Raw genomic sequence first — 20,854 nt, forward strand, 5'->3', positions numbered from 1 at the left:
TCACTCCTCGTCGTGCACGAGCAGGGCGACGGGCAGGCGCTCCAGCAGGTCGGAGACCCGCTGCACGCCGCCCGGCACCGGGCGGTCGGTGAGGACGTCGTGCCACGTGCCCTCGGGCAGCGCGACGGTGTGGTCCGCCCAGCCGCCGAGCCGCTCGACGGCCGCCGCGAGCCGCGTCGCGACGACGGCGACGCGGGGCTGGCCCGCGACCGTGCGCGCGTACGTCAGGGTGTGGCCCGACGAGTGCGGCAGCGGGACGAAGCCGGCCTCCGGCCCGACGAAGGCCTCGGGCAGGTCGCGACGCAGGCGCACGGCGCGCGACGTCACGAGCAGCTTCTCCTCGGCGAGGGTCCGCGGCACGGCGCCCGCGTCGAGGCGCGCGAGCCGTGCGGCGAGCGCGTCCGCGTCGACGGGCCGGCGGTTGTCGGGGTCGACGAGCGAGAGCACCGGCACCTCGGTGCCCTGGTACACGTCCGCGACGCCGGGCAGCGTCAGCTGCACGAGCTTGGTGCCGAGCGTCGCCGCCCGGACCGCCTCGTGGGTGCGGGCGTCCCAGTCGGCGAGCAGCCCGCGCACGCGCGGGTCCGCGGCCGCACGGGTCGCGGCGGTCAGCACCGCCTCCTCGTACGCCTCGTCCGGGGCCGTCCACGCCGTGCGCGACTTCGCCTCCCGGATCGCCTTGGTCAGGTACTCGACCAGGCGCTCCTCGTCGATCGGCGCCTCGCCGTCCCACGTGCCGACGAGCGTCTGCCACAGCAGGTACTCGGTGCGCCCGTCGAGCAGCGCACCGCGGTACCCGGCCGTCGCGCGGCGCAGGTCCTCGACGAGGTCCGCCCACTCGGTGGGGAGCTCCGACAGCACGCCGATGCGGGCACGGGTGTCCTCGCCGCGCTTCGTGTCGTGCGTCGACAGCGTCGTCATGCCGAGCGGGGTCGCCACCTGGGCGCGGGACGCCCACGCGGCCAGGTCGGTCGGCGTGAACGCGAACCGGGCGGGCTCGCCGCCGACCTCGCACAGCGCGACGAGGTGCGTCCAGCGGTAGAACGCGGTGTCCTCGACGCCCTTCGCCATGACGGCGCCGCACGTCTGCTGGAACCGGACGGCCAGCTCGTCGCGCCGCGGGTCGCGCGTGCGCCCGGCCGACCCGACCTCGCGCCCGAGCAGCAGGTCGACGAGCACCTGCACGGTCTCGTGCCGCTCGGCGGGGAGCCGACGCCGCGCGCGCCCGGCGGCCGCCTGCATGACGGCGACCTGCTCGTGCGACGGGACCTCGCCCGGCACGACGTACGCGCGGTAGCGGTCGAACGCGACGAGCAGCTCGACGAGGCACTCCTCGATCGAGCGCCACGTGTGGTCGCGCAGGCGCAGGTCCTCGTGGCAGATCTCCGCCGCGATCGTGGTGAGCCGGTGCACCTCCGCGTAGAGGGGACCGTCGACGATCTGGCGCTTGGCCTCGTCGACGAGCCGCTCGAACGCGTCGGGCTCGTCCCCGGTGTACCGGTGCATGAGCGCGCCGAGGCGGCCGGCGCCGCCGGGGTCGGTGAACGTCTGCTGGATCCGCCACAGCGCCTCGTAGCCGGTGCTGCCGGCCGTGTCCCAGTCGCCCGGGAGCTCCTCCTCGCCGGCGAGGATCTTCTCGACGACGACCCACGCGCCGTCCGTCGCCTCGCGCAGGCGCGCCAGGTAGCCGGCCGGGTCCGCCAGGCCGTCGGGGTGGTCGATGCGCAGGCCGTCGATCACGCCGTCGCGCAGCAGGCGCAGCACGAGCGCGTGCGTCGCGTCGAACACCTCCGGCTCCTCGACGCGGATCGCGACGAGCGTGCCGACGTCGAAGAACCGGCGGTAGTTGAGCTCCTCGTCCGCGACCTTCCAGTACGCGAGCCGGTAGTGCTGCCGCTCGACGAGCTCGCCGAGCGGGAGCGACTCCGTGCCGGCGCGGACCGGGAACACGTGGTCGTGGTACCGCAGCACCCACGTGGTCCCGACCCCGGGGACGTCCTCCTCGACGAGCCGCAGCTCGTCGCGCGCCAGCACGGCGCCGATGCGGTCGCCGAGCACCGGCATGAGCACCGCGCCGTCGCCCGCCGACCAGTCGACGTCGAACCACGACGCGTACGGCGACTCCGGGCCGTCCGTGAGCACGGACCACAGCGCGCGGTTGTGCCACACGGGCGTGGGCACCGCCATGTGGTTGGGGACGATGTCGAGCACGAGCCCGAGGCCCGCGTCGTGCGCGGCGTCGGCGAGCCGGCGCAGGCCGCCCTCGCCGCCGAGCACGGGGGAGACCTCGTCGTGGTCGACGACGTCGTAGCCGTGCGTCGAGCCGGGTGCGGCCGTCAGCACGGGCGAGAGGTAGACGTGCGTGACGCCGAGCGACGCGTAGTACGGCACGCGGGCGGCCACGTCGTCGAACGTGAGGTCCGCGCCCAGCTGGACGCGGTACGTCGAGACGGGGACGCGGTGCGGCGGCCGGACGAGACGCCGTTCGGGCGTGCTCCAGGTCTCGGTCACTGCAGGCCGCCGTTCGCGCGTGCGGCGCTCGCGGCCGACGGCGGCGCACCGGTGCCCGGTCCGCCCGGCGTCTCGGTCATCGGCGGGCGCGTGAGCACGACCATCGAGCGCGGGGCGATGTCCAGCGTGCCGCGCGCCGCGATCTCGGTGCCCGGGGCGACCGTCGTGTCCGTGTCGAGGAGCGCCGTCCACGTCGCCCCGTACTCGTCCGCCGGCAGCTGGAACTGGCGCTTCTCCCAGTGGCCGTTGAACAGCAGCAGGAAGCTGTCGTCCACGACGTCCTCGCCACGCATGTCGGGCTCCGCGATGGCGTCGCCGTTGAGGAACACCTGGACGGCGAACGCGTGGTCGGCGTGCCACGCGGCGTCCTCCATGTGCTCGCCGCCCGGCGAGAGCCACGCGATGTCGTGCAGGTCGGACTCGCCGCCGTGGTCGGGGGAGCCCGCGAAGAACCGGCGCTGGCGGAAGACCGGGTGGTCGCGACGCAGGCGGACCAGGCGGCGCGAGAACTCGAGCAGCGCCAGGCGCTCGTCGTCGAGGTCCCAGTCCATCCAGGTGATCTCGTTGTCCTGGCAGTAGCCGTTGTTGTTGCCGCCCTGCGTGCGCCCGATCTCGTCGCCGTGCGCGATCATCGGCACGCCCTGGGACAGCAGCAGCGTGGCGAGGAAGTTGCGCTGCTGGCGCGCGCGCAGCCGGGTGACCTCGGGGTCGTCCGTGGGGCCCTCGACACCGCAGTTCCACGACCGGTTGTGGCTCTCGCCGTCGCGGTTGTCCTCGCCGTTCGCCTCGTTGCGCTTCTCGTTGTAGGACACGAGGTCGGCGAGCGTGAACCCGTCGTGCGCGGTCACGAAGTTGATGCTCGCGATGGGGCGGCGGCCCGTGTGCTCGTACAGGTCCGACGAGCCCGACAGCCGGCTGGCGAACTGCCCCAGCGTCTGCGGCTCGCCGCGCCAGAAGTCGCGCACGGTGTCGCGGTAGTCGCCGTTCCACTCGGACCACAGCGGGGGGAACCCGCCGACCTGGTAGCCGCCGTCGCCGAGGTCCCACGGCTCGGCGATGAGCTTCACCTGGGAGATGACCGGGTCCTGCTGGACGATGTCGAAGAACGCCGACAGGCGGTCGACCTCGTGGAACTGCCGGGCGAGGGTCGCCGCGAGGTCGAAGCGGAAGCCGTCGACGTGCATCTCGGTCACCCAGTACCGCAGCGAGTCCATGATCAGCTGCAGCACGTGCGGCGAGCGCATGAGCAGCGAGTTGCCCGTGCCGGTGGTGTCGAAGTAGTGCGCCGGGTCCTCGTCGACGAGCCGGTAGTAGCTCGCGTTGTCGATGCCGCGGAAGCTCAGCGTCGGGCCCAGGTGGTTGCCCTCGGCGGTGTGGTTGTAGACGACGTCGAGGATGACCTCGATGTTCGCGTCGTGCAGCGCCTTGACCATCGACTTGAACTCCTGGACCTGCTGGCCCGAGCTCGCGAGCGAGGAGTAGGCGTTGTGCGGCGCGAAGAAGCCGATCGTGTTGTAGCCCCAGTAGTTGGACAGCCCGCGCTCCTGCAGCGTCGGGTCGTTGACGAACTGGTGCACCGGCATGAGCTCGATGGCCGTCACGCCGAGGCTCGTCAGGTGCTCGACCACCGCGGGGTGCGCGATGCCGGCGTACGTGCCGCGCAGCTCCTCGGGCACCGCGGGGTGCAGCTGCGTGAGGCCCTTGACGTGGGCCTCGTAGATGACGGACTCGTGGTACTGGTGCTGCGGCGGGCGGTCGTGGCCCCAGTCGAAGAACGGGTTCACGACGACCGACGTCATCGTGTGGTCCTTCGAGTCGTCCTGGTTGCGCTCCTCCGGCGCGTCGAACCGGTAGGAGAACAGCGACGCATCGCCGTCGATCTGCCCGTCGATGGCCTTCGCGTACGGGTCGAGGAGCAGCTTCGAGGGGTCGCAGCGGTGACCCTGCGCGGGGTCGTAGGGTCCGTGCACGCGGAACCCGTAGCGCTGACCGGGGGCGAGTCCGGGCACGTAGCCGTGCCACACGAAGGCGTCGACCTCGGGGAGGTCCACGCGGGTCTCGGTGCCGTCGGGGTCGATGAGGCACAGCTCGACGCGCTCCGCCACACCGGAGAACAGGGCGAAGTTCGTCCCCGTCCCGTCGTAGGTGGCGCCGAGGGGGTAGGGGCGTCCGGGCCAGATCTGCATGGGGGACAGCGTGCCAGCGAGGACCCGGCTCGGCCCGTCGAGCGGGCGCCCGGGCGGCGACGACGACCAAGGTCACAGCGCCGCGCGGCGGCTCAGGCGATCGAGACGAGCGTCCGCACGTCGTCGTCGGGCAGCACGTCGGCGACGGCGGTGACCGACACCGCGTCCAGCACGGCGACCCCGCGGTGCACGCTGAGGAACGCCGTGTCGGAGGCGTCGCGCCCGGTGGCGACCCGCACGAGCGAGGGGCGCGGCGCGAGCGTGGTCGCGTCGACGACCCGCCACGCGCCGTCGACCCACGCCTCGGCGACGGCGTGGAAGTCCATCGGCGCGAGGCCCGGCGCGTACACGGCGACGACGCGCGCCGGCACGTCCAGCGCCCGCAGCAGCGCGACGACGAGGTGCGCGTAGTCCCGGCACACGCCCTGCCGCGCGAGCAGCGTGCGGACCGCCCCGTCGGTCGGCTGGCTCGACCCGGGCACGTACGCCAGCCGGGTCCCGACCCACGAGGAGACGGCCGCGAGCAGGTCGACCCCCGCCAGCCCGGCGAACTCGGCGCGCGCGGTCGGCGCCAGGGCGTCGGACTCGCAGTACCGGCTCGGGCGGGTGGACCACAGACGGTCCGCCTCGCCGTCGCCCGGCGCGACGGCGCCCGTGCCGTGCACGGTCGCGCGGTAGTCGACGACGAGCGCGCCGGGACCCGCGTCGACGACGTGCAGGCGCGTGCCGTGCGGGCCCGCGAGCTCGCGCACGGTGACGGGGGCGCCGTCGAGCGTGACGGCGAGGGCCTCGTCGGGGTCGTGGGCGAGCGCGACGGCGACCTCGAGGACGAGGGTCGCGGCCGAGCGCACGGTGAGGGACAGGTGGGCGGTGACGTCGCGCTGCACGGACCCATGCTGCCGTTCGGGGGACCTGCGCGCCGCACGGGTGTCCTGAAGCGTTTCGAGCGGTTCGCGCCTTCTGCGTTCCCAGGACCGTCGGCTACCGTGACGGCACGTCGCCGTGGACCCCCCGACGGCGCCCCCGACGAGCGTGAGCGAGGCCGAGATGACGGGACCGTCGCGAGGTGGCCCCCGGCTCACCGTCATCGTCCCCACCTTCAACGAGGCGCCGAACGTCGCGGAGCTCGTGCGCCGCGTCGACGCGGCGACCCAGGGGCTGGACGCCGAGCTGCTGTTCGTCGACGACTCGACGGACGACACCGCGGACGTGGTCCGCGCCGTGGCGCCGAGCGCCGGGCTGCCCGTGCGCGTGCTGCACCGCGACGAGCCCGTGGGCGGCCTCGGCGGGGCCGTCGCCGAGGGGATGCGGGCGTCCGACGCCCCCCTGTGCCTCGTCATGGACGGCGACCTGCAGCACCCGCCCGAGCTGATCCCGACGATGGTGGCGCGCGCCGCCGAGGACGACGTCGACGTCGTCGTCGCCTCCCGGTACGTCGGCGACGGCAGCAGCGCGGGCCTGTCCGGCGCGGCACGCCAGGCCGTGTCCTCGACGTCCACGGCGGTCACCCGCGCGATGTTCCCCGTGCGGCTGCGCGACTGCTCCGACCCGATGACGGGCTTCTTCCTCGTGCGGCGCAGCGCCGTCGACCTCGAGGTGCTGCGGCCGCGCGGCTTCAAGATCCTGCTCGAGATCCTCGCCCGGCACCCCATGCGGGTCGTCGAGGTGCCGTTCGTGTTCGGCGAGCGGTTCGCCGGCCGCTCGAAGGCGAACCTCGCGCAGGGCCTGCACTTCCTGTGGCAGCTCGGCGGCCTGCGCTTCGGGCGCATGTCCCGCTTCGCCATCATCGGCGGGCTGGGCGCGCTCGCGAACGTCGCGATCGTCGCCCTGCTCACGTCCCTGGGCGCCGGCTGGCTGCTCGCGGCCCTCGTCGCCGCCGAGCTCACCATCGTCGGGAACTTCCTGATGCAGGAGCGGTTCGTGTTCCGGGACCTGCGCCACGAGGGCAAGGGGCCGTGGGCGCGGTTCGGGCAGTCCTTCACCTTCAACAACGTCGAGACGCTCGTGCGCATGCCGGTCATGGCGCTGCTGGTCGAGACCATGCACGTGGCGGCCGTCCTGGCGACCGCCATCACGCTCGTCGTCGCCTTCGTGGCCCGGTTCACGTTCCACTCCCGGATCGTCTACCGCCCGCGCGCCAGCCGCAGCCGCGTCCGCCTGACGACGCCCGCGGCCGCCGCCGTCGCCGCCGCGGACCAGCCGGACGCGGTCACGCCGATGCTCGACGAGCCGGACGCCGTCGTCCCGTCCGACCGCGTCTGACGGCGACGCCCCGCGCACCCCGCACGAGCCCGCGCGCACCGTGCCGCGGGTCGTTCGCCTGGCGCGACGGTCCCGGGACGAGCAGCATCGACGGCACCCGCGGCCGGTGCCACCGGCCGCGACGGACCACGGCGGCACCGGAGGAGCGATGGGCACCGAGCACCCCGACAGCGACCACCCCGACATCGACCGCACCCTGCTGGCGACCTACGTCGAGGACCACGTCGCCGGTGCGACCGCGGTGATCTCCCGGCTCGAGCGGCTCAGCCGCGTCGAGGAGATCGGCGACATGCGCGAGCCGCTCGGCCGGCTCGCCGCCGAGCTGCGCGAGGAGCGGGCCACGCACATGGCGACGGCGCGCGACCTCGACCTGTCGCTCTCGCGCCTCAAGCGCGTCGGCGCGGTGCTGGGCGAGCACGTCGCCCGGCTCAAGCCCAACGGCCGCCTCGCCGGGCGCTCGCCGATGTCCCTCGTCCTGGAGCTCGAGATCGTCCGGTCCGGGCTGGAGGGCAAGCGCATGGGGTGGGTGACCCTGCGCGAGCACGCCGACGCGCTCGGCCTCGACGTCGCACGCCTCGAGCACTTCATCACGCGCTCGCGGGACCAGGCCGACCGTGTCGAGCACCTCGCGGCCCGGGCCCGGGAGCGCGCCTTCGCGCCGCACCTCGGCACGACGTCCGCCGACGACTGACGCGTCGACCGAGGACCACGGCCGGGGCGGCACGCGTAGGCTCGACGACCGCAGGGCGCCGGCTCCCGCACGCCGGGGCGCGCACCCTCACGACGGGAGACGACGCATGCAGCCGCACACCGACCCGGGGACCGACCCGCACGCCGCCCCGCACGCCGACCCGCTGCCGGAGTGGCTCGCCCACGTCGCCGCCGTCCTCGAGGTGGACCCCGGGCTCGTGCTCGACGCGGCGGACCCCGTCCTCGACATGGTGCGCGACGTCGCGCACGGCGTCGTGCGGCCCGCGGGGCCGATGACGGCGTTCCTCGTCGGCGTCGTCGCGGGACGTGCGGCGGAGGCCGGGGCGGACGCCAGCGGCGTCGGGGCGCGGGTGCGGGACGCGCTCGCGGACGTCGACGACGAGCTGCGGCGGCGCGACGGCGCACGCTGAGCGCGTCGCCGCGGGCGCCGTGCGGGAGGGCGGCCTCAGGGGCCGTCGGTGGCGCCGCCCGGCACGTCGCGCGTGACGGCCCCGGCGACGTCCCGCGCCCGCGCGAGGTCGTCCGCGTCGTCGACGTCGAGGACGGTCGTCGCCGGCAGGTCGACCGTGACGACGTCCAGGTGCGCCCACAGCGCACGGACCGGCCGGTCCGCCACGGGCCCGCGCAGCACGGCGGCCACGGCCGGCACGCGGTAGGCGGCGAGCAGCGGCTGCGGGCGGCCGTCCGGGCCGGCGGCGAGCGCCGCGGCCGCGTGGGGTGCCGCGGCGCGGGCGGCGAGGAGCGCGGGCACGGCCCGGCCGGCGAACGGCTGGTCGCCGGCGACGGCCACGAGCACGGCGGCGTCCGCGTCGCCCGTCGGGGCGGCGGCGGGCCTCGCGGACGGCCCCGCGACGGACCCCGCCGCGAGCCCGGCCGCCAGCGCCGCGAGGGGACCGGCACCCGGCGGGTCCTCCCGGCACCACCGCACGTGCGGGAGCGTCGCCCGCAGCGGGACCGGCGGGGGGTCGGCCACCACGACGGTGCGCCACGGCGCGAGGTCGTGCAGGAGCCGGTGCAGCAGCGGCTGCCCGCCGACGTCGAGCGCGGTCTTGTCGCCGCCGCCGAGACGGCGCGACGTGCCGCCCGCGGGCACGACGACGAGGACGTCCGCGCCGGCGTGCCCGCGGCCGGCCGGCGACCCGCCCGCGCCGCGGTCGCGCCCGGTCACGCGACCACCCCCGGCGGGCGTCCGTCGAGGGCGGCGACGAGGCCCGCGACGTAGGCGGTGGCCGGCGCGGCCGCCACCGCGTGCGGCGTGCCGCGCTGCACGGCCCGCCCGTGCTCCACGACGACGACGTCGTCGGCCAGCGCGAGAGCGTCGGCCAGGTCGTGCGTGACGAGCACCGCCGGCACGCCGGCCGCACGGACGTACCGGTCCACCACCGCGCGGGCCACCGTGCGGCCGGACGCGTCCAGCGCCGCGAACGGCTCGTCCAGCAGCAGGGCGGCGGGCTCCACGGCGAGCGTGCGGGCCAGGCCGACGCGCTGCGCCTGGCCGCCGGACAGCCGGTGCGCCCGCGTGCGTGCGTGCGCGTCGACGGCGAGCGCGGCGAGGAGCTCGTCGGCGCGGCGGCGGGCGTCCACGGCGCGCTCGCCGGCGGCGCGCCGCCCGAACGCGACGTTCTCGCGCGCCGACAGGTGCGGCACGAGCAGGACGTCCTGCAGCAGCACACCGAGCCGGCGGTGCTCGGGCGGCAGGTCGACGCCCGTCGTCGCGTCGGCGAGGGTGCGGGCGCCGAGACGGACGTGGCCGGCGTCGATCCGCACGAGCCCGGCCAGCGCCGCCAGGGCGGTGGACTTGCCCCCGCCGTTCGGCCCGAGGACGGCGAGCACGCGCCCCGCGGGCACGGCGAGCGCCAGGTCGAGGGCGAACGCGCCGCGGCGGACGACGAGCCGGGCGTCGAGGTCGCCGGTGGGCGCCGGTGCGACCCCGCGTGGAGGGCCGACGAGCCCCCGCGGCACGGGCGTCACCGGACGCCTCCCGCCCGGACGCCGGGCGCGGGCTCCCGCGCACCGGTCAGGCCGCCGACCCAGCGGCCGCGCATGACGAGCAGGACGGCCACGGAGATGACGAGCAGGAGCAGCGACATCGCGACGGCGGCGTCCGGGTCGGTGTCGAGCGCGAGGTGCACGGCGAGCGGCATGGTGCGCGTCGTGCCGGGGAAGCTGCCCGCGAACGTCAGCGTCGCCCCGAACTCGCCGAGGGCGCGCGCGAAGCACAGGGCCGCGCCGGCGGCGATCCCCGGTGCCGCGGCCGGCAGGGTGACGCGTCGCACGACGTACCAGCGCGACGCCCCGAGCGTCGCCGCGGCGGCCTCCCGGCGCTCGTCCGTGCCGCCGATCGCCCCCTCGACCGCGAGGACGAGGAACGGGAGCGCCACGAACGTCTGCGCGAGGACCACGGCGAGGGTCGTGAACGGCACGCTCACCCCGAACCACGCCTCGAGCTGCCGCCCGACGGGTGCGCGCCGCCCGAGCAGCAGCAGGAGCGCGACGCCACCCACGACCGGGGGCAGGACGAGCGGCACGGTCACGAGCGCGCGCACGAGCGAGCGCCCGGGCAGGTCGGCGCGCGCCAGCGCCCAGGCGAGCGGCACGCCCACCAGGAGGCACAGGGCGGTGCTCGTCGCGGCGGTGGTCAGGGACAGGCGCAGGGCGTCGAGCACGGCGGGCTCGAGCACGCGCGCGCCGAGGTCGCCCCACGGCGTCGCCGCGACGAGCGCGAGCAGCGGCGCGAGCAGCAGGACGAGCGCGAGGGCCGCGGGGACGAGCAGCACCGCGGGCGCGGGGCGGCGACGCGTCACGGCGTGCCGAACCCGGCCGCCCGCAGCGCGGCGGCGCCGGCGGGGGAGCGCAGGTGCGCCACGACGGCGCGCGCCGCGGCCGGGTGCGGCGCGTCCGGCAGCGCGAGGGCGAGGTAGTCGGTGGCGACCCGGTGCTCGGCGGGGACGTCGAGGCCCTCGACGTCCGGGCCGGCCGCCAGCACGTCGGTGCGGTACACGAGGGCGGCGTCGACCTCGCCGAGGCGCACCTTGGTGAGCGTCGCGCGCGCGTCCTGCTCGAGGGTGTCGGGCGCGGCGACGACCCCCGCGGACGCCAGCACCTGCGCCGCGACGGCGCCGCACGGCACCGACGGGTCGCACAGCGCGACCGTCAGGTCCGGGTCGGCGAGGTCCGTCAGGCCCGTGACGCCCGCGGGGTTGCCGGCGGGGACCGCGATCTGCAGCGTGTTGCGCGCGACCACGACCGGTGCGCCCCCGAGCGCGTCGGTGACCGTGGCCATCGTGGTGCCGCTGGCCGTGACGAGGACGTCCGCGGGCGCGCCGGCGACGACCTGCGCGGCGAGCGTCGAGCTCGCGCCCAGGCTCGTGCTGACCTCGAGCCCCGGGTGCTCCGCCTCGAGGTCCGCGGCGACGGTCGCCAGGACGTCGGTGAGGGACGCGGCGGCCAGGACGACCACGGGGCCCGTGGGACCCGCGTCGGTGCCCGCCGGCGCGGGTCCCGCCACCGGGCCGGCGCACGCCGCGAGGGCCGCGACGAGGGCGGCGGCCGCGCCGACGGCCGGCAGGCGCCCGGGCGTCACGGGCGCTCCACGTGCTCGACGGCCACGTTCGTCGCCTTGACCGACGCCACGGCGACGACACCGGGCTCGAGCCCGAGCTCGTCGGCGGCCTCGCGGCTGATGAGCGACACGACGCGGAACGGGCCGGCCTGGATCTCGACCTGCGCCATGACGCCGTCGCGCACCACCCGCGTGACGATGCCGCGCAGCCGGTTGCGCACCGAGCGGCGGGCACGGTCGGGGTCGGCGGCGGTCTGCTCCTCGGCCAGCTCCTGCGCCAGCCGGGCCAGGTCGACGCCGTCGATCTCGTGCCGACCGGACGCGGTCCGGGTCGAGCCGAGCCGCCCGGCGTCGACCCAGCGACGGACCGTGTCGTCGCTCACGCCCAGCAGGGCCGCGGCCTCGCCCACGCGGTATCGCACGGCCGCAGTCTAGGGTGCGCGCCGCACGTGCGGCGGCTGCGCCGTCAGGATGCCGCACCTGCGGCGCGCCGGTCCGGGACCCGACCACGACGTGCGCGGGCACGAGGGGGCGCCGTGCATCGCGCGTGCGTCGGCGCACGGCGCGTGTGTACTGTCGTACACATCGACGACGCCGCCCGCCCGGCCGCCGAGCCCACGCGCACGCCACCACCCCGCCGGAGCCCCGATGCCCGTCCCCAGCACCGCCTCGCCCGCGCCCCGCGTCCGCCGCGCGCGCGCCGCGGTGGCCACCGTGTTCTTCGTCAACGCCGTCCTCTACGCCAACCTCGTCCCGCGCCTGCCCGAGGTCAAGGACCGGCTCGACCTCGGCAACGCCGCCTTCGGCGCCGCGATCGCCGCCATGCCCGTCGGCGCGCTGCTGTCCGGCCTGCTCGCGCCCGCGCTGATCCAGCGGCTCGGCTCGGCCCGCGTCGCCTCGTTCGGCCTCGTCGCGCTCGCGGCCGCGGTCGCCGGCGTGCCCCTCGCCGGCGCGTGGCCGGTGCTCGCCGCCCTGCTGCTCGTCGCCGGTGCCCTCGACGCCGTCGTCGACGTCGCGCAGAACGCGCACGGGTTCCGGGTGCAGCGTGCCTACGGGCGCTCGATCGTCAACGCGTTCCACGGGCTGTGGAGCGTCGGGGCGGTGGTCGGCGGCCTGCTGGGCGCCGCCGCCGCCGGGCTCGCCGTGCCGCTCGGCACGCACCTGGCCGTCTCCGCCGTCGTGTTCGGCGTGGTGGCCGTCGTGGCGTACCGCTTCCTGCTGCCCGGCCCGGAGGACGCGGAGCGCACGGCGCCCGCCGACGCCGCCGGCGCCGCCCCGGTGCGGCTGCGGCGCGTCGGCGGGCGGACCGTGCTGCTGCTCGCCGCGCTCGGGGTGCTGGCCGCCTGCGGGGCGTTCGTCGAGGACGCGGGCTCGTCGTGGGGCGCGCTCTACCTGCGCGAGCAGGTCGGCGCCGACGCCGCCACCGCGGGCCTGGCGTTCGTGGCGCTCCAGGTCGCCATGACCGTCGGGCGGCTCACGGGCGACCGCGTCGTCGACCGCCTCGGCCAGCGCCGGGTCGCCCGCGTCGGCGGGGTCCTCGTCGCCGTCGGGTTCGGCCTCGCGCTCGCGCTGCCGTCGGTCGGCACGACGCTCGTCGGGTTCGCGCTCGCCGGGCTGGGCGTGGCGACGCTCGTGCCCGCGGTGATGCACACCGCCGACGAGCTGCCGGGCCTGCCGCACGGCGTCGGGCTGACGGTCGTCAGCTGGCTGCTGCGCGTCGGCTTCCTCGTGTCGCCGGCCGTCGTGGGCGTCGTCGCGGACGCGTCGAGCCTGCGCGTCGCGCTGCTGGGCGTCGTCGTGGCGGGTGTCGCGATGCTCGTCGTCGGGCGCGTGCTGCTCACGGCGCCCGCCCCCGCCGACGACGCGGGGCAGCAGGCCCCGGCGGCGCCCGGCGGTCCCGTGCCGTCGTCGCCGCCGTCGCGCTGAGCGTGGGCGCCGCGGCGTCCGTGCGTGCGTGCGCGCCTAGGCTGACGGCGTGACCGTGCGCGACACCTCCCGCCTCACCGCGCCGGCGCGTCGCGTCGTCGCCGCCGACGTCACGACGGGACCGGTCGACGTGGACGCCCTCGCCGCCGCCGTCGCGGACGCGGCCGCCGGCGCGGTCGTCACGTTCGGCGGCGTGGTCCGCGACCACGACCACGGCCGCCCCGTCACCGCCATCGAGTACGTCGCCCACCCCGACGCCGGTGCGGTCCTCGCGCGGGTCGTCGCGGACGTCGCCGGCCGCAGCCCCGTGGACGCCGTGGCCGTCGTGCACCGCGTCGGCCCGCTCGGCGTCGGGGAGGCGGCCCTCGGCGTGGCGGTGAGCGCCGCGCACCGGCAGGAGGCGTTCGCGGTCGCCGCGCTGCTCGTCGACGAGGTGAAGGAGCACCTGCCCGTGTGGAAGCGCCAGGTGTTCGCGGACGGCACGCACGAGTGGGTGAACTGCGCCTGACGCAGCCCCTGGTCGGCTGTCCGCGGCGGCGGCCGTCCGCGACGGACGGGCGTCAGCCGCCCGCGAACGGCGGCAGCACGTCGACGACCGTCGCGTCGCCCAGCGGCTCGTCCCGCCCGCGGTGCAGCGTCCCGTCGACGAGCAGCGCGCACACCGCGAGGACGTCGCGCAGGCGCGGGCCGTGCCGGTCGGCGAGGGCGTCCACGCACGACCCGACCGTCGCGTCGGCGGGCAGCGCGACGCGCTCCTCGGCGACGCCCGCCGCCTCGTGCGCGGCGGCGAAGTAGCGGACGGTGACGGTCCGCGGGGCGCCCGCGCGGGCACCGGCCGGGGCCCCGCCGGGGTCGGTGGTGGTCACGTCAGCCTCCGATCGCGCTCATGGTCCGTGCGGGCTGCAGGAAGCCCACGTCGTCGATGCCGTGCCCGGGCTTCTTGCCCCACATGGCCGCGCGCCACGCGTCCGCGACCGTGGCGTCGTCGGCGCCGCCGCGCAGCAGGCCGCGCAGGTCGCTCTCCTCGCGCGCGAACAGGCAGCTGCGCACCTGGCCGTCGGCGGTCAGGCGCGTGCGGTCGCACGCGCCGCAGAACGGGCGCGTCACCGACCCGATCACCCCGACGGTCGCGCCGGGACGCCCGCGGACCGTCCACGTCTCCGCCGGCGCGGCGCCGCGGGCGGCCACCGGCTCGGGCACCAGGTCGAACGCCGCCGTCAGCGCGTCGAGGATCTCGCCCGCCGTGACGAGGCCGGCGCGGTCCCACGACCCCGCCGGGCCCAGCGGCATCTGCTCGATGAACCGCAGGTGGTAACCGTGCTCGAGCGCCCACGCCAGCAGCGGCACCGCCTCGTCGTCGTTCACACCGCGCACGAGCACGGCGTTCACCTTGACCGGGCCGAGCCCCGCGTCCCGCGCCGCGCGCAGGCCCGCCAGCACGTCGGGCAGCCGGTCGCGGCGCGTGATCGTGGCGAACCGCTCGCGGTCGAGCGAGTCCAGCGACACGTTCACGCGGCCGAGGCCGGCGGCCGCCAGGGCGGCGGCGCGCTTGTCGAGGCCCAGCGCGTTCGTCGTCAGCGCCGTGCCGACGGGTGCGCCGTCGGCCGTGCGCAGCGCGGCGGTCGCCGCGACGACGTGCTCGAGCCCGCGGCGCAGCAGCGGCTCCCCGCCCGTGAACCGGACCTCGCGCACGCCGAGGTGCTCGACCGCCACGCGCACGAGACGGACCACCTCGTCGTCCGTGAGCACCGTCTCGTCCGGGGCCCACGGCAGCCCCTCGGCCGGCATGCAGTACGTGCAGCGCAGGTTGCACCGGTCGGTGAGGGAGACGCGCAGGTCGGTGGCGACCCGCCCCCAGCGGTCCACCAGGCCCTCGCCGCGCAGCCGGGCGCCGGTCCGCCGCACGGCCGGGGGCACGGCCGGTGCGGCGGGCGCGGGCCCGATCACGACCGGGACCGCCGCGCGGGACGTCACGGGCTCCATCGGGCCGACTATACGGACGCCCCCCGCCGCGGGCCCACGGCGACCGCCGCGCGGGGGCGGCGCTAGGTTGGCCGCATGCCCGACGCGACCGCCCCCGCCGCCGTCGTGCCCGCGCGTCCCCTGCGCACGCTCGACGAGCACGCCGCGGCGGTGCTCGCGCTCGGCGCGCCGCTGGGCGTGCGCCGCGTGCCGCTGGCCGAGGCCCGGGGCCGGGCGCTCGCGGCCGACGTCGTCTCCGCGGTCGACCTGCCCCCGTGGGACGGCTCCGCGATGGACGGGTACGCGCTGCGCGCGGCGGACCTGCACGCCGGCGCCGTGCTCGACGTCGCCGACGACGTGCCCGCGGGGGACACCCGGACCGTGTCCGTCGCGGCCGGCACCGCGGTGCGGATCATGACGGGCGCGCCCGTGCCGGCGGGCGCCGACACCGTCGTCCCCGTCGAGCGCACGGACGGGCGCACCGATCGCGTGACCTTCCACGACGTGGTGCCCGCCGGCGCCCACGTGCGGCGGCGCGGGGAGGACGTGCGGGCCGGCGACGTGGTGCTGCGCGCCGGCGAGGTGCTCGGACCTGCGGCCGTCGGCCTCCTCGCTGCCACCGGGCACGTCGACGTGCCGGTGCACGCGCGCCCGCGCGTCGCGGTCGTCTCCACGGGCAGCGAGCTCGTCACGGGTGGCGGCGCCCTGGCGCACGGCCAGATCCACGAGTCCAACGGCGCGCAGCTCGCGGCCGCGGCGGCCGCCGCCGGCGCCGACGTCGTCGACGTGCGCGTGCTGCCCGACGACGTGCCCGACGTGCTGCGGGTCCTCGACGAGCTCGGTGCGCGCGCCGACGTCGTCGTCACGACCGGCGGCGTCTCGGTCGGCGCCTACGACGTGGTGCGCGACGCGCTCGTCGCCGGCGGGCACGGCGAGCTCGTGCACGTCGCGATGCAGCCGGGCAAGCCGCAGGGCGTCGGCCGGCTGCCGTCCGGCACGCCCGTGCTGAGCCTGCCCGGCAACCCCGTGAGCGCGCACGTCTCGTTCGAGGTGTTCGTGCGCCCGCTGCTGCGCCGCCTGCTCGGCGCCCGTGACGTGCACCGCCGGCGCCTGCGCGCGACGCTCGCGGCGGACGTGACGTCGCCGCCCGGGCGGCGCCAGCTGCTGCGCGCGCGGCTCGACTGGACCGGCGGCACGCCCGTCGCCACGCCCGTCGGCGGCCCGGGCTCGCACCTGCTCGGCGCGCTCGCCCGCGCCGACGCCCTCGTGGACGTCCCGGCCGGCACGACGCACGTGCCCGCCGGGGAGCCGGTGACCGTGGTGGACCTGAGGGAGGGGGACGCGTGAGCGACCCGGAGGACGGCGCGCCCGCGCGCCTCACGCACGTGGACGAGCGCGGGGCCGCGCGCATGGTGGACGTCGCGCAGAAGCCCGTGACCGTCCGCACCGCGCACGCCTCGGGCCGGCTGGTGACGACGCCCGAGGTCGTCGCGCTGCTGCGCGGCGAGGGCGTGCCGAAGGGCGACGCGCTCGCGGTCGCGCGGATCGCGGGCATCCAGGCGGCGAAGCGCACGCCGGACCTCGTGCCGCTGTGCCACCCGCTCGCGATCCACGGCGTCGAGGTCGACCTCACGGTCGAGGAGGACGGCGTGCGCATCGACGCCCGGGTGCGCACCGCGGACCGCACGGGCGTCGAGATGGAGGCGCTCACGTGCGTCGCCGTCGCCGGGCTGACGCTCGTCGACATGGTGAAGGCGGTCGACCGGGCCGCGTCGATCACCGACGTGCGGGTCGAGGCCAAGGAGGGCGGGCGCAGCGGCGCCTGGCACCGTGCCTGACGTGCCGGTGCCCGACGTGCCGGTGCCCGACGTGCCCGTGCCCGGCCGGGCCGCCGGCACGCCGGTCGCGCACCCGGGCGCACCGCGGGACGCGGGCGCCGGGCCCGGCCGCGCCGTGGTCGTGACCGCGTCGGACCGTGCCGCCGCCGGGGTCTACGCCGACCGGTCCGGGCCGGTGCTCGTCGGGGCGCTGCGCGGGCTGGGGTTCACGGTGGGCGACGCGCTCGTGGTGCCGGACGGCGAGCCGGTCGAGGCGGCGCTGCGCGACGCGCTCGCCGCGGGCGCGGCGCTCGTGGTGACGACGGGCGGCACGGGCCTGTCGCCGCGCGACCGCACGCCCGAGATGACGCGGCGCGTGCTCGACCGGGAGGTCCCCGGCGTGGCCGAGGCGCTGCGCGCGGACGGCGTGGCGCGCGGCGTGCCGGCGGCGATGCTCTCGCGCGGCGTCGCCGGTGTGGCCGGGCGCACGTTCGTCGTCAACGTCGCGGGGTCGACGGGTGCCGCGCGCGACGCGGCGGAGCTGCTGGGACCGGTGCTGCTGCACGCCGTCCAGCAGCTGCGGGGCGCCGACCACGGCTGACGGCGGGGCGACGCGAGCGCCCCACCGGTGACCGCTTACGGGTCAGGGCTCCCCGCTCAGGGGACGACGAGCGCCGGGTCCACCTCGCGCGCCCACGCGACCAGGCCGCCGTCGAGGTTCCGCACGTCGCGGACGCCCGCCGCACGGGCGTAGGCGGCCGCGCGCGCCGACCGCATGCCCGACCGGCACACGACGACGAGCGTGCGGTCGGGGTCGAGGTCGGCCAGCGCGGAGCCGTCGGCCCACGTGCCCAGCGGCACGAGGCGCGCCCCGGGCAGCGTGCCGGCGGCGGTCTCGCCGGGCTCGCGCACGTCGACGACGTCGACGTCCGCGGTGCCGGCGTCGCGTGCGGCGAGCAGGTCGCGCAGCGCGGCGGGGGTGAGGTCGGGGGAGTCGGCGGTCGTCACGTCCCCGACCGTACCCGCCGCCACGGCCACGGCCGGCGCGCTCGCGGACGTCGACGGCACGCGCCCCGGCGCCGGGCGCACCGGCACCTCGCGCCACGTCGCGTCGAACGCGTCCAGGACGGCCACGCGCCCGAGCAGCGTGCGGCCCGTCCCGCACACGAGCTTGACGGCCTCGACCGCCATCGCCGCCCCCGCGGCGGCGCACACGGCGCCGAGCACGCCGTCCTCGGCGCACGACGGCACCGTGCCCGGCGCCGGCGGCTCCCCGAACACGTCGCGCAGGTCGACGCCGCCGCCCGGCGCCGCGGCCCAGAAGACGCTCACCTGCGCGTGCCCGCGCAGCACCGAGCCCCACACCCAGGGCAGCCCCAGGCGTGCGCACGTGTCGTTGACGAGGTAGCGCGTCGCGAAGTTGTCCGTGCCGTCGACGACCAGGTCGTACCCGCCGAGCACCTCCTCGGCGTTCTCGGCGGTCAGCCGCACGGCGTGGGTGCGGACGTCGACGTCGGGGGAGAGGCCGCGCACGCGGTCGGCCGCGGACGCCGTCTTCGGCCGTCCCACGTCCGCGAGCGCGTGCACCACCTGGCGCTGCAGGTTCGACGCCTCGACGACGTCGTCGTCCACGACGCCGAGCGTGCCGACGCCCGCGGCCGCGAGGTACAGCAGCGCCGGCGAGCCGAGGCCGCCGGCGCCGAGGACCAGCACGCGCGCGGCGAGCAGGCGCCGCTGACCGGCCTCGCCGACCTGCGCGAGCGCGAGGTGGCGGGCGTAGCGGTCGACCTGCGCGGGCGTCAGGGGCGGCCCGGGCGCGACGAGCGGGGGGAGCGGCGAGGTCATCCGTGCGGGTGGCGCGCGACGCTCGTCACCGTCGTCAGCAGCACGACGGCGTCCTCGAGGGCGAGCACGGAGTGCCGCTCGTGCGTCAGCACCCACAGCTCGCCCGCGGCGACCTCCTGCTGCACCTCGTCCCCCACGTGCACGCGCACGCGCCCGCGCAGGGCCTGCAGGCTCGCGGCCGGCGGGGAGGCGTGCTCGCCGAGCTCCGACCCGGCGGTGAGCGCGATGACGGTCTGGCGCAGCTCGCCGTCGTGGACGACGAGCTCGGCGCTGCGGCCGTGCGCGTCGGCGCGCGCGAGGTCGAGGTGGGTGGTCGCGAGGGCGTCGAGGTCCGGCATGCGCCCATCCTGGCAGCCGTCGCCGGGCGCGCGCGTCCGGGCCGGACGGGCCGCGACTTCTCACACGGCGCCGCGGCGCCGTGTGCGGAAGACGTTCGCAGGGGGTTACGCCGGGCCGCGGTCGGGCGAAACACGGCGTCCCTAGCGTCGTCGTCGACGCCCCACCCGTGCCCCACCCGTGCCGCGCCCGACGCGCACCCCGACGCCCGGAGGCTCCCGTGACCCAGACGACCACGCCCGCACCGGCGGCCACGCCGCCCGTCGCCGCACCCCCGGCCGCCGCCCTCACCGTCCGCCGCGGCCGCTGGATCGACGGCTGGGACCCGGAGGACGGCGCGCAGTGGCGGACCGTCGGCCGGGCGATCGCCCGCCGCAACCTCGGCCTCTCCGTGTTCGCCGAGTTCCTCGGCTTCGCGGTGTGGGCGCTGTGGAGCATCGTCGTCCCGCGCCTGCCGCTCGCCGGCTTCACCCTGACGGTCGACCAGATGTTCTGGCTCATCGCGATCCCGAGCCTCGTGGGTGCCACCCTGCGCATCCCCTACACGTTCGCGGTGCCGGTGTTCGGGGGCCGCAACTGGACGATCGTCTCCGCGCTGCTGCTGCTCGTGCCGACGGTCGCCCTCGCCGTCGTCGTGCAGGACCCGACCACCTCGTTCGGCGTGCTGCTCGCGGTGGCCGCGCTCGCGGGCGTCGGCGGGGGCAACTTCGCCTCCTCGATGGCGAACATCTCGTTCTTCTACCCCGAGGCGGAGAAGGGCAAGGCGCTGGGCCTGAACGCCGCGGGCGGGAACATCGGCACCGCGGCCGTCCAGCTGGCGGTGCCGACCGTCGTGACGCTCGGCGCGGCGCTGTCGCTCGAGCGCGCCGGGTACATGTTCGTCCCGCTGGTGCTCGTCGCCGCGGTCCTCGCGTGGCGGTACATGGACAACCTGTCGAACGCGAAGTCGGACCCGCGCGCGTACGGCGTCGCGGCGCGCGCCCGGCACACGTGGATCATCTCGTTCATCTACATCGGCACCTTCGGCTCGTTCATCGGCTTCTCGGGTGCGTTCCCCACCCTGCTGGCGAACCAGTTCCCCGAGGTGACGCTCTCCATCGCCTTCCTCGGTGCGCTGGTGGGCTCGGTGGCCCGCCCGGCGGGCGGCGTCCTGGCCGACCGCTTCGGCGGCGCCCGGGTCACGGTGCTCGCGTTCGCCGTCATGTCCGTCGGCACGGTCGGCGCGATCCTCGCGCTGCGGGCGCAGGAGTTCGGGCTGTTCTTCGCCTCGTTCCTGCTGCTGTTCCTCGCCACGGGCGCCGGCAACGGCTCGGTGTACCGGATGATCCCCGCGGTCTTCCGCTTCGGCGCCGGGGACGACGCGGACCGTGCGCGGCGCGCGAAGGCCGCCGCCGGGTGCATCGGCATCGCGGGCGCGGTGGGCGCGGTCGGCGGCTTCCTCATCCCGCGCGGCTTCGCGGTCTCGACGTCGCAGACGGGCTCCATCCAGGCCGCGCTGTGGGTGATCGTCGGGATGTACGCGGTCATGGCGGCGACCACCTGGGTCGTGTACCAGCGGCGCGGCTCGGAGTTCGGCACGACGGTCATCTGACCGACCGACGCACGCACACCCGGGAGGCATCCGCGTGACGGCGACCACCACCGCGCAGGACGAGCGCACGGCCACGACGCAGGTCGCGACCGTGTGCTCGTACTGCGGCGTGGGCTGCGGCGTCGTCCTCGACGTGGTCGAGGAC

General features: G+C 77.1%; 22 protein-coding genes. 10 read left to right on the forward strand and 12 right to left on the reverse strand.

Annotated features, from left to right (window positions below):
• From treY to ACFUMH_RS03555, 3 genes are all read right to left on the reverse strand, one after another.
• Entirely contained in the window at positions 1–2,511 is a 2,511-nt protein-coding gene (gene treY / locus ACFUMH_RS03545; RefSeq protein WP_378200490.1) for a malto-oligosyltrehalose synthase, read from the reverse strand.
• The gene (gene glgX / locus ACFUMH_RS03550) at positions 2,508–4,697 is read right to left on the reverse strand and encodes a glycogen debranching protein GlgX (protein WP_378200493.1); all 2,190 of its coding nucleotides are present in this window, start codon (positions 4,695–4,697) and stop codon (positions 2,508–2,510) included. The genes treY and glgX overlap by 4 nt, the downstream gene beginning before the upstream one ends.
• Positions 4,698–4,789: 92 nt before the next feature.
• Positions 4,790–5,584 carry a transglutaminase family protein gene (locus ACFUMH_RS03555; RefSeq protein ID WP_378200496.1) on the reverse strand — a complete coding sequence of 265 codons (795 nt, stop codon included), beginning with the start codon at positions 5,582–5,584 and terminating at the stop codon, positions 4,790–4,792.
• Positions 5,585–5,744: 160 nt separating this feature from the next.
• Between ACFUMH_RS03555 and ACFUMH_RS03560 the strand changes: the two genes are divergently transcribed.
• The 3 genes from ACFUMH_RS03560 (at position 5,745) to ACFUMH_RS03570 (ending at position 8,080) form a co-directional block, all read left to right on the forward strand.
• Positions 5,745–6,959: a glycosyltransferase gene (locus ACFUMH_RS03560; RefSeq protein WP_378200552.1), complete on the forward strand. Its 1,215-nt coding sequence runs from the start codon at positions 5,745–5,747 to the stop codon at positions 6,957–6,959.
• A gap of 148 nt (positions 6,960–7,107) precedes the next feature.
• A complete protein-coding gene (locus ACFUMH_RS03565) occupies positions 7,108–7,650 on the forward strand; it encodes a hypothetical protein (protein WP_378200499.1) in 543 nt (180 codons plus the stop codon).
• Between the two features lie 106 nt (positions 7,651–7,756).
• Entirely contained in the window at positions 7,757–8,080 is a 324-nt protein-coding gene (locus ACFUMH_RS03570; protein ID WP_378200502.1) for a DUF6457 domain-containing protein, read from the forward strand.
• A gap of 35 nt (positions 8,081–8,115) precedes the next feature.
• Here the strand turns inward: ACFUMH_RS03570 and ACFUMH_RS03575 are convergent, their stop codons facing one another.
• From ACFUMH_RS03575 to ACFUMH_RS03595, 5 genes are read right to left on the reverse strand one after another with little or no spacing between them, the layout of a single operon-like run.
• Positions 8,116–8,838, reverse strand: coding sequence for an NTP transferase domain-containing protein (locus tag ACFUMH_RS03575; RefSeq protein ID WP_378200505.1), 723 nt, complete (start codon positions 8,836–8,838; stop codon positions 8,116–8,118).
• Complete coding sequence (locus ACFUMH_RS03580) at positions 8,835–9,641, reverse strand: ATP-binding cassette domain-containing protein (RefSeq protein ID WP_378200508.1); 807 nt, start codon at positions 9,639–9,641, stop codon at positions 8,835–8,837. The genes ACFUMH_RS03575 and ACFUMH_RS03580 overlap by 4 nt, the downstream gene beginning before the upstream one ends.
• Positions 9,638–10,474: an ABC transporter permease gene (locus ACFUMH_RS03585; protein ID WP_378200510.1), complete on the reverse strand. Its 837-nt coding sequence runs from the start codon at positions 10,472–10,474 to the stop codon at positions 9,638–9,640. Before ACFUMH_RS03585 ends, ACFUMH_RS03580 begins: the two co-directional genes overlap by 4 nt.
• Positions 10,471–11,253, reverse strand: a complete 783-nt coding sequence (modA, locus tag ACFUMH_RS03590; protein ID WP_378200513.1) for a molybdate ABC transporter substrate-binding protein — start codon at positions 11,251–11,253, stop codon at positions 10,471–10,473. Before modA ends, ACFUMH_RS03585 begins: the two co-directional genes overlap by 4 nt.
• Positions 11,250–11,654, reverse strand: a complete 405-nt coding sequence (locus ACFUMH_RS03595) for a molybdopterin-binding protein (RefSeq protein ID WP_378200516.1) — start codon at positions 11,652–11,654, stop codon at positions 11,250–11,252. Before ACFUMH_RS03595 ends, modA begins: the two co-directional genes overlap by 4 nt.
• A gap of 226 nt (positions 11,655–11,880) precedes the next feature.
• On the opposite strand from ACFUMH_RS03595, the gene ACFUMH_RS03600 reads away from it, so the two are divergent.
• On the forward strand, positions 11,881–13,158 hold the full coding sequence (locus tag ACFUMH_RS03600) for an MFS transporter (RefSeq protein WP_378200519.1): 1,278 nt from the start codon (positions 11,881–11,883) through the stop codon (positions 13,156–13,158).
• Positions 13,159–13,207: 49 nt separating this feature from the next.
• Positions 13,208–13,666, forward strand: coding sequence for a molybdenum cofactor biosynthesis protein MoaE (locus ACFUMH_RS03605; protein ID WP_378200522.1), 459 nt, complete (start codon positions 13,208–13,210; stop codon positions 13,664–13,666).
• Between the two features lie 52 nt (positions 13,667–13,718).
• Here ACFUMH_RS03605 and ACFUMH_RS03610 read toward each other — a convergent pair whose 3' ends face one another.
• Both ACFUMH_RS03610 and moaA read right to left on the reverse strand, forming a co-directional pair.
• Positions 13,719–14,024: a MoaD/ThiS family protein gene (locus ACFUMH_RS03610; RefSeq protein ID WP_378200525.1), complete on the reverse strand. Its 306-nt coding sequence runs from the start codon at positions 14,022–14,024 to the stop codon at positions 13,719–13,721.
• Between the two features lies 1 nt (position 14,025).
• Complete coding sequence (gene moaA / locus ACFUMH_RS03615; RefSeq protein WP_378200528.1) at positions 14,026–15,141, reverse strand: GTP 3',8-cyclase MoaA; 1,116 nt, start codon at positions 15,139–15,141, stop codon at positions 14,026–14,028.
• Between the two features lie 75 nt (positions 15,142–15,216).
• On the opposite strand from moaA, the gene glp reads away from it, so the two are divergent.
• The 3 genes from glp to ACFUMH_RS03630 all read left to right on the forward strand — a co-directional run bounded on the left by glp (position 15,217) and on the right by ACFUMH_RS03630 (position 17,538).
• Positions 15,217–16,467 carry a gephyrin-like molybdotransferase Glp gene (gene glp, locus ACFUMH_RS03620; protein WP_378200531.1) on the forward strand — a complete coding sequence of 417 codons (1,251 nt, stop codon included), beginning with the start codon at positions 15,217–15,219 and terminating at the stop codon, positions 16,465–16,467.
• Between the two features lie 62 nt (positions 16,468–16,529).
• The gene (gene moaC / locus ACFUMH_RS03625) at positions 16,530–16,958 is read left to right on the forward strand and encodes a cyclic pyranopterin monophosphate synthase MoaC (protein WP_378200555.1); all 429 of its coding nucleotides are present in this window, start codon (positions 16,530–16,532) and stop codon (positions 16,956–16,958) included.
• 1 nt (position 16,959) lies between these two features.
• Positions 16,960–17,538: a molybdenum cofactor biosynthesis protein B gene (locus ACFUMH_RS03630; RefSeq protein ID WP_378200534.1), complete on the forward strand. Its 579-nt coding sequence runs from the start codon at positions 16,960–16,962 to the stop codon at positions 17,536–17,538.
• 56 nt (positions 17,539–17,594) lie between these two features.
• Here ACFUMH_RS03630 and ACFUMH_RS03635 read toward each other — a convergent pair whose 3' ends face one another.
• Both ACFUMH_RS03635 and ACFUMH_RS03640 read right to left on the reverse strand, forming a co-directional pair.
• On the reverse strand, positions 17,595–18,782 hold the full coding sequence (locus ACFUMH_RS03635) for a ThiF family adenylyltransferase (RefSeq protein WP_378200537.1): 1,188 nt from the start codon (positions 18,780–18,782) through the stop codon (positions 17,595–17,597).
• Positions 18,779–19,120, reverse strand: coding sequence for a cupin (locus ACFUMH_RS03640; protein WP_378200540.1), 342 nt, complete (start codon positions 19,118–19,120; stop codon positions 18,779–18,781). Before ACFUMH_RS03640 ends, ACFUMH_RS03635 begins: the two co-directional genes overlap by 4 nt.
• 218 nt (positions 19,121–19,338) lie before the next feature.
• Between ACFUMH_RS03640 and ACFUMH_RS03645 the strand changes: the two genes are divergently transcribed.
• Both ACFUMH_RS03645 and ACFUMH_RS03650 read left to right on the forward strand, forming a co-directional pair.
• Positions 19,339–20,709 carry an MFS transporter gene (locus ACFUMH_RS03645; protein ID WP_378200543.1) on the forward strand — a complete coding sequence of 457 codons (1,371 nt, stop codon included), beginning with the start codon at positions 19,339–19,341 and terminating at the stop codon, positions 20,707–20,709.
• Between the two features lie 34 nt (positions 20,710–20,743).
• The coding region (locus ACFUMH_RS03650) for a hypothetical protein (protein WP_378200558.1) at positions 20,744–20,854 on the forward strand (111 nt) is incomplete at its 3' end.

The sequence above is a fragment of the Cellulomonas sp. NPDC057328 genome (assembly GCF_042667215.1).
Lineage (GTDB): Bacteria > Actinomycetota > Actinomycetes > Actinomycetales > Cellulomonadaceae > Cellulomonas.

Bases quoted from the DNA above. Each gene is read 5' to 3' on its own strand.
- ACFUMH_RS03570 (WP_378200502.1), top strand. From the start codon at position 7,757: ATGCAGCCGCACACCGACCCGGGGACCGACCCGCACGCCGCCCCGCAC.
- moaA (WP_378200528.1), bottom strand. From the start codon at position 15,141: ATGGAGCCCGTGACGTCCCGCGCGGCGGTCCCGGTCGTGATCGGGCCC.
- moaC (WP_378200555.1), top strand. From the start codon at position 16,530: ATGGTGGACGTCGCGCAGAAGCCCGTGACCGTCCGCACCGCGCACGCC.
- ACFUMH_RS03635 (WP_378200537.1), bottom strand. From the start codon at position 18,782: ATGACCTCGCCGCTCCCCCCGCTCGTCGCGCCCGGGCCGCCCCTGACG.
- glp (WP_378200531.1), top strand. From the start codon at position 15,217: ATGCCCGACGCGACCGCCCCCGCCGCCGTCGTGCCCGCGCGTCCCCTG.
- ACFUMH_RS03560 (WP_378200552.1), top strand. From the start codon at position 5,745: ATGACGGGACCGTCGCGAGGTGGCCCCCGGCTCACCGTCATCGTCCCC.
- ACFUMH_RS03640 (WP_378200540.1), bottom strand. From the start codon at position 19,120: ATGCCGGACCTCGACGCCCTCGCGACCACCCACCTCGACCTCGCGCGC.
- glgX (WP_378200493.1), bottom strand. From the start codon at position 4,697: ATGCAGATCTGGCCCGGACGCCCCTACCCCCTCGGCGCCACCTACGAC.
- ACFUMH_RS03565 (WP_378200499.1), top strand. From the start codon at position 7,108: ATGGGCACCGAGCACCCCGACAGCGACCACCCCGACATCGACCGCACC.
- ACFUMH_RS03600 (WP_378200519.1), top strand. From the start codon at position 11,881: ATGCCCGTCCCCAGCACCGCCTCGCCCGCGCCCCGCGTCCGCCGCGCG.